We start from the raw sequence: 15,138 nt of genomic DNA on the forward strand, positions 1-15,138 counted from the left end.
CAAACGCATCGAGATCGTCGCAGAACGATCGCTCAACAGGGACACTATCATGACTGCTTATCGTACCGCGCTGGCGCTCACCGCCTCGGCTTTCGCCTTCGCCACCACGTACCCGGCGTTTGCGCAGGACGCGCCGCCCCCGGCCGCTACCGACCAAGCCGCCGCGGCGCTGCCCGATACGCAGGACGACATCATCGTCACCGGAACGCGCGCGGTCGGCCGGTCGCGGCTGGATAGCGCGTCGCCGGTCGACGTGCTGAGTTCGGCGGCGCTCCAGCGGCAGGGGACGACCGAGCTCGGCGCGGCGTTGTCGGCGATCGCACCGTCGATCGACTTTCCGCGGCCGTCCGCGGTCGACGGCACCGACGCGATCCGCCCTGCGACCCTGCGCGGCCTGTCGCCCGACCAGACGCTGGTGCTGATCAACGGCGTGCGCGGGCATACCGCGGCACTGCTCAACGTCGGTGGCTCGGTCGGGCGCGGGTCCGCCGCGGTCGATCTGAACACGATCCCGACGGTCGCGCTCGACCGGATCGAAGTGCTGCGCGACGGCGCATCGGCGCAATATGGCTCCGACGCCATCGCCGGCGTCGTCAATCTGCGGCTGCGCGAGGCACGCTCGGGAGGCGGCGCGACGGTCAATTACGGGTTCTACAACACCGATATCGATACCGCGCGCGGCAGCCGCCACACCAATGGCGAGCATGCCGTCACGGTATCGGGCTGGCAGGGCATCGGCTTTGGCGAGGACGGGTTCCTGACCGTGTCGGGCGAGTATCTCGACCGGCAGGCGACCAACCGCGCCGACTTCGACCCGCGCGTCACCCCGACCCGCGTCACCGGCCGGTTCGGCGATCCGCAGGTCCAACAATACAGCATCTTCGCCAATGCCGGCACGACGCTGACCGGCACGTGGAAGCTGTATGGCTGGCTCGGCTATCAGGATCGCGACACGCGCAGCGCCGCCTTCCCGCGGCTCGACAGCGCGACCACCCAGCTGGCCGGGTATACCGGCGGGTTCCTGCCGCTGATCAACACCAAGTCGCGCGATCTCAATTCCGCGGTCGGCATCAAAGGCGAGGTCTCCTACTGGACCGTCGACCTGAACGTCAGCTACGGCCGCAACAAGATCGGCTTTCGCACGCTCAATTCCGCCAACTACGCGTATGGCGCGGCAACGCCCAAGGACTTCTCCGATGGCGCGTTGGTCTACGACCAGCTCGTCGCCGGGCTCGACGTCAGCCGCAAGCTCGACGTGTTGCAAGGCCTGAACGTCGCGTTCGGTGTCGAAGGACGCCGCGAGGGGTTCGAGATCGAGGCGGGCGAACTCGCCTCCTATGGCTACCCGACCAGCGGCGCGGTCGCGGGCGCCTCGCCGGGCGCGCAGGGGTTCGGCGGCTTCGCGCCGGCCAACGAAGTCGATCGGCATCGTCGCAACGGCAGCGTCTATCTCGATCTCGAGGCGCAGGTGACCGACAAGCTGCTGATCGGTCTTGCCGGGCGCGGCGAGGATTATTCGGACTTCGGCAAGACCGGCACCGGCAAGATTTCCGCGCGCTATGATGTCGCACCGTGGTTCGCATTGCGCGGTACCGCCTCGACCGGGTTCCGCGCACCCGCGCTCCAGCAGCAGTATTTCACCTCGATCGCGACGGTCATCCAGAACGGCGTGCCGATCCAGACGGGCACCTTCCCGTCGGTCAGCCCCGTCGCGACGCGGTTGGGCGGCCTGCCACTCGAGCCCGAGAAGTCGACCAATCTGTCGTTCGGCACGGTGGTGCGGTTTGGCCGGTTCGACCTGACCGTCGATGCGTACCGGATCCACATCCGCAACCAGATCGGGCTGTCGGAGAACATCACGACGTCGACCAGCCAGTCGGCCGCGGTCAACGCGCAGATCGCCAGCCTGCTCGCCGGATCGGGCGCGACCGCGGCGAGGTTCTTCATCAACGGCCTTGCTTCGACCACCAAGGGTATCGATGCGGTCGCGCATTACCGTCTGCCGACCGATGCCGCGGGCACGTTCGACCTGACGATCGCGGGCAACATCAATGATAGCGACGTGACCCGCGTGCCGACCTCGACTTCGACGCTGAACCCGGCGCCGACGCTGTTCGCGCGTAGCCGCATCCTGACGCTGGAGGACGGTACGCCGGGCGCGAAGGTGACCGGATCGGTCGACTGGTCGCTCGACCGGCTCGGGGCGCTGGCGCGCGTGACCTACTATGGCGACGTCAACCAGCCGGGCACCACGCCGGCCGCCGACGTCCACAGCGGCAAGCACGTCATCACCGATGTCGAGCTCCGCTATCAGGCGACCAAGGGGGCGCAGCTTGGACTGGGGGTGAGTAACCTGTTCGACGTGTATCCCGATGCGACGATCCCGGCGAACAACACCACCGGGGTGATCGGCTTCCCGTATTATTCGCCGTTCGGGTTCAACGGGCGGTACCTGTACGCGCGGGCTGGGCTTAGCTGGTAGGGTCGGGATGGGCGTTGATCGACTTCTCTGAGGAGGATCGACCTGGACGCGCTGAAGACTTTTCTCCCCTCCCTGGAAGGGAGGGGCGGGGGTGGGTCAGTTTCCGTATCATGGAACGTCGCGGCACTAGCGGGCCTACCCACCCCCAACCCCTCCCTTTCAGGGAGGGGGGAAGATCAGTTATTTCCCCGAGCGACCGGGTGAATACGATCCGCCGCTAGTCGTCGAAGCCGATGAACATCGCGGCCTCGGCGACCGGGCGCCGCTCGGACACGACCGCGTTGGCGGGGAAATCCTCGTCGGGCCAGCCCAGCGCGATGCTCTTCATGATTACCTGGTCATCGGGGATCCGCGCGTGTTCGCGGACGACCGGGGACTGCATGATCCCCTGGCTGTTGATCACCGTACCGATCCCGCGCGACCAGGCCGCGTTGACGAGCGCGGTGGCGACCGCGCCACAGTCGAACGCGGTGTCGTCGCTGCCCGCAAGGTCGCGGTCGTAGGTGATGATGACGCAGACGGGTGCGTCGAACTGGCGAAAGCCGCGCATCACCCAGTCCTGGCGGGCGTCCTTGTCGTCCCGAGCGATGCCCATCGCCGAAAAGAGCTGTTTGGCGACGCCGACCTGCCGCTCGCGGTGCGCGCCAGCAAAGGCCTCGCCGGTTCGAAACTCGCGCGATTGCGGGATGCCCGCCGCCATCCGCTGCGTGTTGCCCGCGCGGATCGCGTCGAGCGCGGCCCCGCCGACGACGTGAAAATGATAGGGCTGGGTGTTCATCGACGACGGTGCGCGCATCGCCAGCGTAAGGACTTCCTCGATCAGCGCGCGCGGCACCGGCTTGGGCAGATAGCCGCGAATGCTGCGCCGGCCGAGGATCACGTCGTCATAGTGCATGCAGGGCCCCGTCACAGTGATTGTCCGTACTGGATACAGACTTCTCCGGTGACGAAAACCCTGGCGATCGCTCTGCTGTGGGTGATCCGCGAGGGTCGGGGACGCCGAAGCGCCCCCGACGATCTCAGTATTTCACGCGGAGGCGGGCGTAATAGAGGCCGCCGTTGAAGCCGAACGGTCCACCGTTACGCGCATAGACCTGACCGTCGGACGATCCTCCGGTCAGCGGATAGATCGGGGTCGACACCGACGACAGCTTGTCGGGACGTTCGTCGAGCAGGTTCTGCGCGCCGAGCGTCAGCGTGTAGTTCTTGGCGAAGGTATAGCTGACGTCGAGATCGGTGGTGAACTTGCCGCCGAAACGTTGCGCCACGGGGTTGGAGGCCGATACGTAATCCTGCGCGCTCAGCCACCAGCTGTAATAGTTTTCGCGGACATTGATGCTGACGCCGTCGAGCGACCAGTTGGTGGTGAAGACCACGCGGTGGTTCGGCGCCAGATGCTCGGCGTCGAGAATCTGGTTGGGCCCGATCACCTGCGGATCGTATTTGGTGACGGTGCTCTTGTTGTAGTTGTAGGCGAGCGTCAGGTTGACCGCCGCCTCGTCGAGCGTCGTGCGGTAGGTGCCGACCACGTCGACGCCCCGCGTGCGCGTGTCGAAGCCGTTGGTGAAGTAATTCACCTGGCCGTTGACGCCGACCGCCAGCAGTGCGGGCTGTGCCGCGAGATCGGCGGCCGACACGATGAAGTTCTGCGTGATGCCGATCCGGTTGCGCACGCTGATGCTGTAGCCGTCGACGGTCAGCGTCAGGTTCTTCACCGGATTGAGGATAAAGCCGATGCCATAGTTGGTCGACTTTTCGGGCTTGAGCGCATCGGCCCCGAAATATTGCGCGATCGCGGTGCTGACCGGGTAGGTGCCGCTCTGGACGGCGTTGCCGCCGACGAACGCAGTGGTGATGATCGCGTTGTTCGACTGGCCCGGCGAAGGCGCGTGGAACCCGGTACCGACCGTGCCGCGCAGCGAGAATGCGTCGGCGAACTTGTAGATCGCGTTGAACTTGCCGACCACCGCGCCGCCGAACGAGTCGTAGTGCTCGTAGCGTCCGGCCGCGCCGACGCTGAGCGCGGTCGTGAGATCGGTCTCGACGTTGACGTAGGCACCATAGCTCTTCTGGCTGTAACGGCCGGCGGCTTCGGGGCTGGTCCCGGCATAGCCGCTGGCGCCGACGCCTTGCGCGCTCGACGTTCCGGAGAAGCTGTAAACGCCGGGTGCGGTCTGCGTGTAGAGTTGCTGCGCGACCGAATAAGGGCCGGCGGCATAGGATTGCAGATCGCCGACGGTCTGCTCGTAGGTTTCCTTGCGGAATTCGGCGCCGCCCGCGATCGTCAGCGGGCTCGGCAACCCGACTTCCAACGGGTAGCTGAGATCGAGGTTGGCGTCGGCCTCTTCCTGGATCAGCTCGCCGAACGTGAAGCTCGTCTGCGTCTGCGGGCCGTAGGAGGCGTTGAGCGAATCGTACATCGACAGCGTCAGCGTATTGCGGCTGAGCGAGCCTGACAGATCGTATTTCAGGCCGCCCGCGATTTCGCCCTTATAGCCTAGCGTCCCGTAAAGCTCCTTGGTCACGCCGACGAAGCGCGGCGTGAAGCCCGCCGGGTAGAGCGAGCTGTAGCGGAACGTGTTGCCGTCACGGACGAAGCCGCCGGCGGGGCAGGTCGCGCTGCCGGTCGGGCAGGCGGTCAGGAAGAAGGTGTTGTTGAACAGCGCGTTGGCGCTTTGCGTGCGGGTGACGCCATCGGTGTCGACTGCGGTGCTGGTGACCGAGGCGCGATAGTTGAAGCTCTGGTCCGCCTTGCTGCGCGCGAAGTTGCCGAAGAAATAGAGCTTGCTGTCGCTTGTGACGTCGATCGCCGAATTGACCACGAATTTATAGCCGTGCGACGGCGACGAACCCCAGATCTGCGCGGGGAGCGGGTAGTTGGGAAGTTGCGACGCCGAGCCAGGATTGGCGATCGCATAGTTGGCGGCGGAGGGTCGCTGCGCACCGCGGCTGGTCTGACCGTCGTCGTTATACTCGCCGGTGACGTTGATGAACCCGATCTTGCCGAGCGCGACGCCGGCGTTCGCGGCGATCTGATAGCTCTTACCGTCGCCGGCGTAATATTCGCCGTAGCGAGCGACCATTTCGAGGCCGGATACTTCCTTCAGGCCGTAGTTGAGGACGCCCGCGATCGCATCCGAGCCATATTGCGCGGTGGCGCCTTCGCGAAGGATCTGGAGGCTGCCGATCGCGAGCGAGGGGATCGCGGAGATGTCCGCGCCCTGCGAGCCGCGGCCAAGCCCGGTGTCGCTGCCGCCATAGACCTGGACGAGCGCGGACCGGTTGTAGCGTTTGCCGTTGATCATCACGAGCACCTGATCGGCGGGCAGGCCGCGGAGCGACGGCGAACGGACGAAGGTCGAGGCGTCGGAGATCGAGTTCTGGCCGACGTAGAAGGACGGCACGATGCTCTTCAGCGTGTCGAGCATGTTGGCGGAGGGCTGCGCGGCCAGTTCGGCCGAACTGATGACGTCGACCGGCGATGCCGAATCTGCGAGTGTTCGATCGGTGCGGCGCGTTCCGAGAATGACGATATCGCTGCCGGCTTCTTGTGGCGCAGTCTCTATTGCTGATGCTGCCGGGGAAGATGCTTCGGAATTGGTCTGCGCGGCTGCCGCGGCAGTTCCTGAGAGGAATGCCGCCGCCAACGCCAAAGTCGAGCTCGTATAGTTGATCATCCTAGGCCCCTTTCAAAGTGAGACTCTCAGGATCCTTCCCCTAAAATCGCGTATCGGGCCGTCTTTTGAAGACGTGTTCACGAGACGCGCTATTCTCGGTGCGATGATCGACGGCGATGTTGGGTGAGCTGCTTAAAATTACGTGTCGATGATTCCTGTATATGCGATTTCGACGCACCATCCCGCGCCGATCGATCAGCGAATCTTGACGATGCTTGTCGCTCCCCAACGACAAGTCGCCACATCGTTTGCGCTCTGGCAATGCAAAATTTCAAAAACTGAAACAGTTTTGTCGTTTTGTTGTAAAATTGCCGCAATCGATTTGACCGGGCCACGCGGGCGAAATTCGGTCGATAGGGCGCAATCTGCGCAGCCATTGCAATCGATTGTTGCTTTTCGAGGCGACCGTTGTAGGGTCGTCTCCGATCCCGCGCAGACGGGCTTTTCGCCAATGAGGATGGCCCGTCATGCGACTACCCGACAGCAAGCCGCATCTTTCGCTGCCCCGCATCCTCGAGATGAATCTGGGGTTCCTTGGACTGCAGTTCAGCTTTGGCCTGCAGCAGGGCAACATGGCGCCGATCTACAGCTATCTCGGCGCGTCGGAGGCGTCGTTGCCGTTGCTCCAGCTTGCCGGGCCGATGACCGGGCTGCTGATCCAGCCGCTGATCGGTGCACTCAGCGACCGGACGGATTCGCGCTGGGGCCGGCGGACGCCGTATTTCCTGTTCGGCGCGGTGCTGTGCGCGCTCGGGCTGTTCTTCATGCCGCTCAGCCATTCGATCCTGATGGCGGTATCGATGTTGTGGATCCTCGATGCGGGCAACAACATCACGATGGAGCCGTACCGCGCGTATGTCTCGGACCGCCTGAACGAGGACCAGCACGAGATCGGCTTCCTGACGCAGAGCGCGTTCACCGGGCTCGCGCAGATGCTCGCGTTCCTGACGCCGTCGCTGCTGGTGTGGGCAGGGATGAACCAGGATTGGGTCGACACGCACAACATCCCGTACACTGCACGGATCGCGTTCATGGTCGGCGCGGTGCTGTCGTTCTCGACCATTCTCTGGTCGATCAAGCGCGTTCCCGAACTGCCGCTGTCGCCTGCCGAGCGCGCGGCGATCGCCGCTAAGCCCAAGGGGTTCGCCGCAACGCTGAAGGAGATCGGTTCGGCGATCCGCGACATGCCGCCGGCGATGCGCAAGCTCGCGCTGATGAGCCTGTTCCAGTGGTACGCGATGGCGGGGTATTGGGGGTATGTGATCTATTCGATCGGCCGCTCGGTATACGGGACCGACGTGCCGACCTCGTCGGGTTTCCACTCCGCGGTGCTGACGAACGGCGAGATGGCGGCGTTCTACAACGGCGTCGCGTTCGTCGCGGCGTTCGCGATGGTGCCGCTGGCGAAGCGGCTGGGCGCGGCGAGCCTGCATGCGCTGTGCCTCGTGCTGGCCGGGGTCGGCATGCTCTGGCTGCCACATATCGAGAGTAAGGCGCTGCTGTTCATACCCGCGATCGGCATCGGCATCGGCTGGGCCAGCATCATGGGCAACCCGTACGTGATCCTTGCCGGCGCGATCCCGGCCGAGCGGACCGGTGTCTACATGGGCATTTTCAATATGATGATCGTCATCCCGATGCTGCTGATCGCAGCGACCTTGCCGTTCTATTACGGGCCGTTGATGCACGGCGATCCGCGCAACGTGCTGACGCTGTGCGGGATCCTGATGTTCTGCGCGGCAGCGGCGGTATGGACCGTGCGCGAGCGCAATGCCGAAGGGCTTACGGTCGGGGCGACGCAGCATGACTGAGCCGATGATCACGCTGACCGGCAGCACCATGAGTGCGGTGATCGAGCCTCGTGGCGACGCCCCGCCGGTCTGGCGCTGGTGGGGGGGGACGGTCGATGCTCGCGGCTTGCCCTCGCTGGCCGATACGCGCCCGGCGGCGTCCTTCTCGCTCGATATCGACCAGCCGTTACCGGTGGTGCCGACGTTCGGCAGCGGCTGGTTCGGCCCGCCTGCGCTCCGCGCGCACCGTGATGGTCGGCATTTCGCGCAGTGGTTCGAGACCGTGTCGATCGAAACCGGCGACTATGGCCTGACGGTCACGCTGATCGATCGCACGTCGCGGCTGACGTTGGTCCAGCGGATTGCCGTCGCTGGCGACCTGCTGACGCTGTCGGCCGAGGTGGTCAACGACGGCGAGGACGTGCTCGAGATCGAATGGCTCGCCGCGGGTACGCTGCCGCTGCCGGGCGATTGCGCGCAGATCCACAGCTTCACCGGGCGGCACAATGCCGAATTCGTGCCGCAGACCGAACCGATGCCGGCGCAGGGTTGGGTGCGCGAGAACCGCCGGGGGCTTACCGGGCATGCCGGGCCACCCGGACTGTTCGTGAGCGGTCCGGCGAGCGGCTGGCATGGTGGGTGCGTCCATGCTGCTCAGCTCGCCTGGTCGGGCAATCACCGGCTCGCGGTCGAGCGCGACGACGACGGGGTCTGGGTGTTGCAGATGGGCGAGGCGCTCGCACCGGGCGAGATGCGGCTGCGGCCCGGCGACCGCTATGCGACGCCCGAGATGCTGGCGACCTGTTCGGGCGAGGGGCTGAACGGCGCGATGCAGGCGTTCCATGCCGCGATCCGTGCGCGCGCGCCGTGGCCCGCGGGGGGCATGCGACCGCGTCCGGTTCACGTGAATAGCTGGGAAGGGTTCTATTTCGATCACGACGAGGCTGCGCTGATGGCGCTCGCCGACCGCTCCGCCGCGCTTGGCGTGGAGCGGTTCGTGCTCGACGATGGCTGGTTCAAGGGACGCGACGACGACACGGCTGCGCTTGGCGACTGGGTGCCGGACCTCGCCAAATATCCGCGCGGTTTGGGGCCGCTCGCCGCGCATGTCATCGGGCTCGGCATGGAATTCGGGCTGTGGGTCGAGCCGGAGATGGTCAATCCCGACAGCGATCTCGCGCGGGCGCATCCCGACTGGGGGCTGCATCTGAACGGCGTGCCGCAGCATAGTTCGCGCAACCAGCTGGTGCTCGATCTCGGGCGCGAGGATGTCCGCGACTATCTGTTCGCGCGGCTCGATGCGCTGCTGACCGAATTGCCGATCGCGTATCTGAAATGGGACCACAACCGGGATCTCGCGGTTGCCGGCGGCGCCGATGGTCGTGCCGGCAATCACGCGCAGGTTCGCGGCGCCTATGCCTTGTTCGACCGGCTCGCGGCGGCCCATCCGGCGCTGGAAATCGAGGCGTGTGCGGGTGGTGGCGGGCGGATCGACGCGGGGATCGCCGCGCGGACGCACCGGTTCTGGACGAGCGACTGTATCGACGCGGTCAGCCGGGTGCGGATGCAGCGCGGCTTCCTTCACTTCATGCCGCCCGAGATGATGGGCGCGCATGTCGGCGCCAGCCCGGCGCATTCAACCGGTCGCAGCCAGGGCATGGCGTTCCGTGCCGCGGTCGCGCTGCCGGGACATTTTGGCGTCGAACTCGATCCCGCGACTATGCCGAAGACGGACGCTGCGACGCTCGCGGCCGGGATCGCGCGATACAAGGCGTTGCGCGATCGGCTGCATCAGGGCCGCGTCTGGCTGGGGGAGGGGCCGGACGGCCTCGTCTGGCAGGCGCATGGCGAGCCCGACGACCTGATCCTCCAGGTCACGCGCGTCGAACCGACCACCGTGCGCCGGCCGCCTGCGATCGTCTTGCCGATGCTCGCCGGGTGTGGTGCGCTCCGCGTCCACCTGCTCGACCTCGCTACCGAGGCGGGGCATCCCGCGCCCGATGCGCCCGTGTTCGCCGCGATGCGCGACGGCGGCGTGGTCTATTCGGGCGACTGGCTCGCACAGGCCGGGCTGCCGACGCCGGCCATGAAGGCCGAAAGCGCCGCGCTGTTCCGGATCGAAGCTGCGTGATCACCGCCCCGACCCGCTCCTCATTTCGTTTCTGACGCCAGGATAACCATGCCCGCCATTACCCATTGGTCCGCCGAGATGCTCGGTCGGATCGCCGACCAGTCCGACGCCGAGCTTCCCGTCATCATCGCCGCCGACGTCGTGCCGGTGGTCGCCGACCACGACGTGTGGGACATGTGGCAGATCGCCTATGCCGATGGCCGCACCGCGTTCATCGATGGCCGCAGCTGGTGGTTCTTCCTCGCGACGCCCAAGTTCGACGACCCGGACGATCGCCATGACGCGGCGCGGATCCGCTTGACCAGCCACGGCGCCGATGGTTGGCGCGATCACGGCGAGACGTTCCCGGACGGGTTTACGCCGGGCAGTCGCGAATGGTCGGGGTCGGCCGTGCTCGGCGAGGACGATGAAACGCTGACGATGTATTTCACCGCGTCGGGACGACGTGGCGGTCCGCGCACCTTCGAGCAGCGACTGTTCGAAACGCAGGGACGGTTCGTCGACGGCATGACGCTCGACTGGAGCGAACCGGTCGAATCCATCGCCGCCGATGGCGCACATTATCGACGTGCGGATCAGGTCGAAGGCGTCGATGGCCGGATCAAGGGTTTCCGCGACCCCGCCTATTTCCGTGATCCCGCCGACGGGGCCGAATATCTCCTGTTCGCCGGTTCGGCAGGCTGGCTCGACGCGGTCGACGACGGTGTGATCGGCGTGGCGTTGCGCCGCGCCGGTGACACGCACTGGACGATCGCTCCGCCGCTGGTCGAATCGATCGGCGTGAACAGCGAACTCGAGCGACCGCACATCGTGTTGCACGGCGGCCTCTATTATCTGTTCTGGTCGACCCAGGCGAAGCGGTTCGCGCCCGGCATCGTCGCGCCGACCGGGTTGTACGGCATGGTCGCCGATACGATGGCGGGGCCGTGGCGCTCGCTCAACGGATCGGGACTGGTCGCAGCAAACCCGGCAGCCGAGCCGTTCCAGGCCTATTGCTGGTGGGTGACGGGCGAGCTCGACGTCATCAGCTTCGTCGATTTCTGGGGTCTCAAGGGCGCCGCGCCGGATACACCCGAGCGTCGCCGTGCGCATTTCGGCGGCACCGCCGCGCCGTGGTTCCGCCTTCTACTCGACGGAGACCATGCGTCTATTCAGGTAGAGTCGCGCTCCACGAGCACCGGCACCATCTCGACCGACGGTGAATCCTCGCCCGCCAGCCGGGCGTAGAGCGCGGCGACCATCGCCTTCGCGCCGGCAGCGATGTCCTGGCGGATCGTCGTCAGCCGCGGCACGGTCTGCCCGGCGAGCGGAAGGTCGTCGAACCCGACCACGCCGATCGCGTCGGGGACCGACAGGCCGTGATCGGCGAGCACGCGCAACGCGTTCATCGCGATCACGTCCGACGCGCACGCCAGCCCGTCGATGTCGCGGCCGATCCGCGCGACATGCGCGGCGATCTCGTGCTCCATCACGTCCGAAGCGAGATGCGTGTCGAGCTGGAGGGGAGGGGGCAGCCCTGCCGCGGCGGTCGCGGCGACGACGCCCTCATAGCGCTGACGGATTTCAGGCGTGCGCACCTCGCCGAGGAACGCGAGGCGGCGTTTGCCGCGCGCGATCAGATGTTCGCCTGCCATGCGCCCACCGCCGACATTGTCGGTACCGATCGCGCAGTGGACCTGGCCATCCCAGTGGCTGCCCCACGCGACCAGCGGGCGGTATTGCCCTGCAACGCGCTCGATCGCGTCGAACTGCGTCGACTGGCCGATCACCAGAACGCCGTCGAGCATCCCCGAATCGACGATCGCCTCAAGCCAATCCTCGGCATCGGGAATGATCCGGGACAGCATCACATCATACCCGTTTTCGGTCAGCGCATCAGCGAGATGGCCGAGCATCGTCATGAAGAACGGGTCGGAGATGTGCTGGCGGCGTTCGTGGCCGAGCGGCACGACCACGCCGATCACGCCGGTGCGCTGCGTTCGCAGGCGGCGCGCCATCTGGTTCGGACGGAAGTCGTGTTCCGCCGCGAGCGCCTGGATCCGTGCCCGCGTCTCGGCATTGACCAGCGATTTGCCCGCCAGCGCGCGCGATACCGTCCCCGCCGACACACCTGCCAGCTTGGCGAGTTCGGCGATGTTGCGCACCCGCCGTCCCGTCCTGCCCAGTCCCTCGTCCATCGCTCGTTCCGCTCGGTTGATCGCGTGCCTTGTCGGGCGCGTACCATGTTCCGTCAACATCATCGCAAAAACCTCAACAATCGATTGCGAAATGACTGTTGCAATCGATTGTAAGTGGTTTTAGAGGGCGATTATCGAGCGGCTCGGAGAAGGTCGCGTCATTATCCCAAGGAGGGGACCGATCATGCGCCTGCCATCGACGTCACTGGTTTCGCTTGCTGCACTCGCCGTAGCGCTGGGGGCCACTCCCTCGTTCGCGCAGATCGCAACGGTCCCGACGCCAGCGTCCGGTCAGCCCGGCGCGCCTTCGGTGCAGGCGACCACGGCGCAGCCCGGCCAGGCCGCCAACAGCTCGCCGACCGCGACCACCAACACCGCGATCGACGGTTCGCCGGTGGCGGCAGCGACGACCGCGGACGACAGCGGCGCGTCGGGCCAGTTCCTCAACGACATCGTCGTCACCGGCTCGCGCCAGGGTCAGACCAAGTTCCGCAGCTCGACCTCGGTCAGCGACGTCACCGCCGCACAGATCACGCAGTTCACGCCGCGCTCCGAAGCCGATGTCCTCCATCTCATCCCCGGCATCCGCGTCGAATCGACTGCAGGCGCAGGCGGCAATTCGAACATCACCGTACGCGGCCTGCCGCTTGCATCGGGTGGGTCGAAGTATGTCCAGCTGCAGGAAGACGGCCTGCCCAACGTCGAGTTCGGCGACATCGCGTTCGGCAACAACGATTTCTGGCAGCGCTACGATTATACCGTCGATCGGTTGCAGGCGGTCCGCGGCGGCACCTCGTCGACCGGCGCATCGCAGGCGCCCGGCGCGGTCATCAACTATGTGTCCAAGACCGGCGAGACCGCGGGCGGGCGGGTCGGCGTTTCGACCGGCCTCGGCTACAACGACAAGCGGGTCGACTTCGATTACGGTGCGCCGATCAGCGACACGCTGCGCTTCAACGTCGGCGGTTTCTATCGCAACGGCGAGGGGCCGCGCGATCTCAGCTACACCGCGGAGAACGGCTACCAGGTGAAGGCCAATGTCACCAAGACGTTCGACGACAACGCCGGCTATATCCGCCTGAACTTCAAGCGCCTCGACGATCGCGCGCCGACCTACACCTCGATGCCGTTTGGCGTGCGGGTAAAGGGCGACACGATCACCGGCTATTACCCGCTGGACGGTTATGACGCGCGCAAGGACACGTCGTTCTCGAAGAACAACCTGACCTTCCCGGTCGTCAATTCTGATGGCTCGGTATCGCAGGGTAACAACAAGGACGGCATCTCGGTCCGCTCGACCACCGCCGGCGGCGAGCTCCACTACGACTTTGGCAAGAATCTCGCGATCGACAACCGCTTCGCCTATACCTGGAACAATGGCGTGTTCTCGGTACCGTTCTACGGCAGCCTGACGAACGTCAACGCGCTCACCTCGGGCGCCAATCCCTACACCGTCACCACCGCGAACGGCACGATCTATACCGCCGCCAGCGCACGCTATGCGAACGGGCCCAACGCGGGTCAGACCGTCGCGGGCAACGCAGTCGTCAACGGCAACCCGACGCTGCGCACCGCGATGAACAACATGAATCATTGGGCCAACGACTTCGGCGTGACCGGCAAAATCGACGTCGGCGCCGGGAAAGTCACCGCCCGCGCCGCCTATTATCACTATAATCAGACGATCAACATGGATTGGCAGTGGAACGGCAGCCTGACCGCCGCGACCGCGAACGATCCGGCGATGATCGACCTTTACAACGCCGCCGGCGTGCGTCTGACCGACAACGGCATCACGGGCTACAACACCGGCTTTGGCGCGTTCAACCGCCACTACGACCTGAACTATGCCGGCAACGCGCCCTATGCGACGCTGAACTACGAGGACGATCATATCGACCTCGACGCGAGCGGTCGGTATGATTTCCTCCATGCCTCGGGCAATTTCTTCCAGACCGCAGCGACCAAGTCCGCGCTCGACGTCAATGGCGACGGTGCGCTGTCGGTCGCCGAGCAGAACACGTATCTGAACAGCGGCGTGGCGCAGAAGATCGACTACAACGTCAACTATTTCAACTGGTCGCTCGGCGCGAACTACCGCTTCAACGGCAACACCAGCGTGTTCGTCCGCGTCAGCCAGGGCCACCGCGCCAATGCCGACCGGATCGTCTCGGACTTCCCCGGTGCGTTCACCACGGCGGGCAGGCTGACCGACATCGGCCGCTCGGTCGCGGTCAACCCGGTGACGCAGCAGGAACTGGGCATCAAGCAGCGCGGCAATGTCGGCGGGTTCAGCTATGGCGCGTTCCTGACCGGCTTCCGCAGCCAGGCGACCGAATACAATTACGACCTTACGCGCCCGGTGGGCCAGCGGCAGATCTTCCAGCGCTACAAAACCTATGGCGCCGAGCTGGAATCGCAGATGTCGTACGAGCATTTCGCGCTCAACGCGAACATCGTCTACACGCATTCGCGGATCGCGCAGGATCTGATCGGCAACAATTCGGGTAACACGCCGGCGGCGACGCCGGACTTCATGTTCACGATCTCGCCGTCGTTCAACCTGCCGCTCGGCTCGATCGGCTTCACGTATCTGGGCCAGACCAAGACCTATACGGACTCGAGCAATCTGCTGAAGCAGCGCGGGCAGGGGATCTTCAACGCGTTCGTGTACGTGAAGCCGGTCGAGCCGCTGACGATCAGCCTGAACGTCGCCAACCTGTTCAACAGCTGGGATCAGTCCGGTCGTCTCGATCAGGCATCGGTCGGCGACCTTGCTACGACGGGTTCGCTGTACGGCGTCGCCTATGCGGGCACCAACCGCGCTGGGTTCGGACGGACCTTCTCGTTGTCGGCGAGCTACGCGTTCTGATCGTCGATC

8 protein-coding genes are annotated in these 15,138 nt (G+C 65.5%); 5 read left to right on the forward strand and 3 right to left on the reverse strand.

Features of this window, described 5'->3' with window-relative positions; all coding sequences use genetic code 11:
- The first annotated feature begins 49 nt into the window (after nt 1–49).
- Entirely contained in the window at nt 50–2,482 is a 2,433-nt protein-coding gene (locus C8J44_RS01125) for a TonB-dependent siderophore receptor (protein WP_121903031.1), read from the forward strand.
- A 217-nt stretch (nt 2,483–2,699) separates the two neighbouring features.
- Here C8J44_RS01125 and C8J44_RS01130 read toward each other — a convergent pair whose 3' ends face one another.
- Complete coding sequence (locus tag C8J44_RS01130; protein WP_121903032.1) at nt 2,700–3,377, reverse strand: nitroreductase; 678 nt, start codon at nt 3,375–3,377, stop codon at nt 2,700–2,702.
- A gap of 124 nt (nt 3,378–3,501) precedes the next feature.
- Nucleotides 3,502–6,159 (reverse strand): TonB-dependent siderophore receptor, encoded by a 2,658-nt coding sequence (locus tag C8J44_RS01135; protein ID WP_121903033.1) that lies wholly within the window; start codon nt 6,157–6,159, stop codon nt 3,502–3,504.
- A gap of 467 nt (nt 6,160–6,626) precedes the next feature.
- Here C8J44_RS01135 and C8J44_RS01140 point away from each other — a divergent pair, with 467 nt between their 5' ends.
- Genes C8J44_RS01140 through C8J44_RS01150 form a run of 3 tightly spaced genes read left to right on the forward strand, consistent with a single transcriptional unit; the run spans nt 6,627 to nt 11,307 of the window.
- Nucleotides 6,627–7,970, forward strand: a complete 1,344-nt coding sequence (locus C8J44_RS01140; RefSeq protein ID WP_121903034.1) for an MFS transporter — start codon at nt 6,627–6,629, stop codon at nt 7,968–7,970.
- On the forward strand, nt 7,963–10,080 hold the full coding sequence (locus C8J44_RS01145; RefSeq protein ID WP_259466652.1) for an alpha-galactosidase: 2,118 nt from the start codon (nt 7,963–7,965) through the stop codon (nt 10,078–10,080). Before C8J44_RS01140 ends, C8J44_RS01145 begins: the two co-directional genes overlap by 8 nt.
- Nucleotides 10,081–10,128: 48 nt before the next feature.
- Complete coding sequence (locus C8J44_RS01150) at nt 10,129–11,307, forward strand: glycoside hydrolase family 68 protein (protein ID WP_121903035.1); 1,179 nt, start codon at nt 10,129–10,131, stop codon at nt 11,305–11,307.
- Here the strand turns inward: C8J44_RS01150 and C8J44_RS01155 are convergent.
- On the reverse strand, nt 11,232–12,257 hold the full coding sequence (locus C8J44_RS01155) for a LacI family DNA-binding transcriptional regulator (RefSeq protein WP_121884952.1): 1,026 nt from the start codon (nt 12,255–12,257) through the stop codon (nt 11,232–11,234). The genes C8J44_RS01150 and C8J44_RS01155 overlap by 76 nt on opposite strands.
- A 184-nt stretch (nt 12,258–12,441) precedes the next feature.
- Here C8J44_RS01155 and C8J44_RS01160 point away from each other — a divergent pair, with 184 nt between their 5' ends.
- The gene (locus C8J44_RS01160; RefSeq protein WP_121903036.1) at nt 12,442–15,129 is read left to right on the forward strand and encodes a TonB-dependent receptor domain-containing protein; all 2,688 of its coding nucleotides are present in this window, start codon (nt 12,442–12,444) and stop codon (nt 15,127–15,129) included.
- Nucleotides 15,130–15,138: the final 9 nt, after the last annotated feature.

The sequence above is a fragment of the Sphingomonas sp. PP-CE-3A-406 genome (genome assembly GCF_003688625.1).
GTDB lineage: Bacteria > Pseudomonadota > Alphaproteobacteria > Sphingomonadales > Sphingomonadaceae > Sphingomonas.

Coding starts and splice junctions, on each gene's coding strand:
- C8J44_RS01125 (WP_121903031.1), top strand. CDS start 50: ATGACTGCTTATCGTACCGCGCTGGCGCTCACCGCCTCGGCTTTCGCC.
- C8J44_RS01130 (WP_121903032.1), bottom strand. CDS start 3,377: ATGCACTATGACGACGTGATCCTCGGCCGGCGCAGCATTCGCGGCTAT.
- C8J44_RS01135 (WP_121903033.1), bottom strand. CDS start 6,159: ATGATCAACTATACGAGCTCGACTTTGGCGTTGGCGGCGGCATTCCTC.
- C8J44_RS01140 (WP_121903034.1), top strand. CDS start 6,627: ATGCGACTACCCGACAGCAAGCCGCATCTTTCGCTGCCCCGCATCCTC.
- C8J44_RS01145 (WP_259466652.1), top strand. CDS start 7,963: ATGACTGAGCCGATGATCACGCTGACCGGCAGCACCATGAGTGCGGTG.
- C8J44_RS01150 (WP_121903035.1), top strand. CDS start 10,129: ATGCCCGCCATTACCCATTGGTCCGCCGAGATGCTCGGTCGGATCGCC.
- C8J44_RS01155 (WP_121884952.1), bottom strand. CDS start 12,257: ATGGACGAGGGACTGGGCAGGACGGGACGGCGGGTGCGCAACATCGCC.
- C8J44_RS01160 (WP_121903036.1), top strand. CDS start 12,442: ATGCGCCTGCCATCGACGTCACTGGTTTCGCTTGCTGCACTCGCCGTA.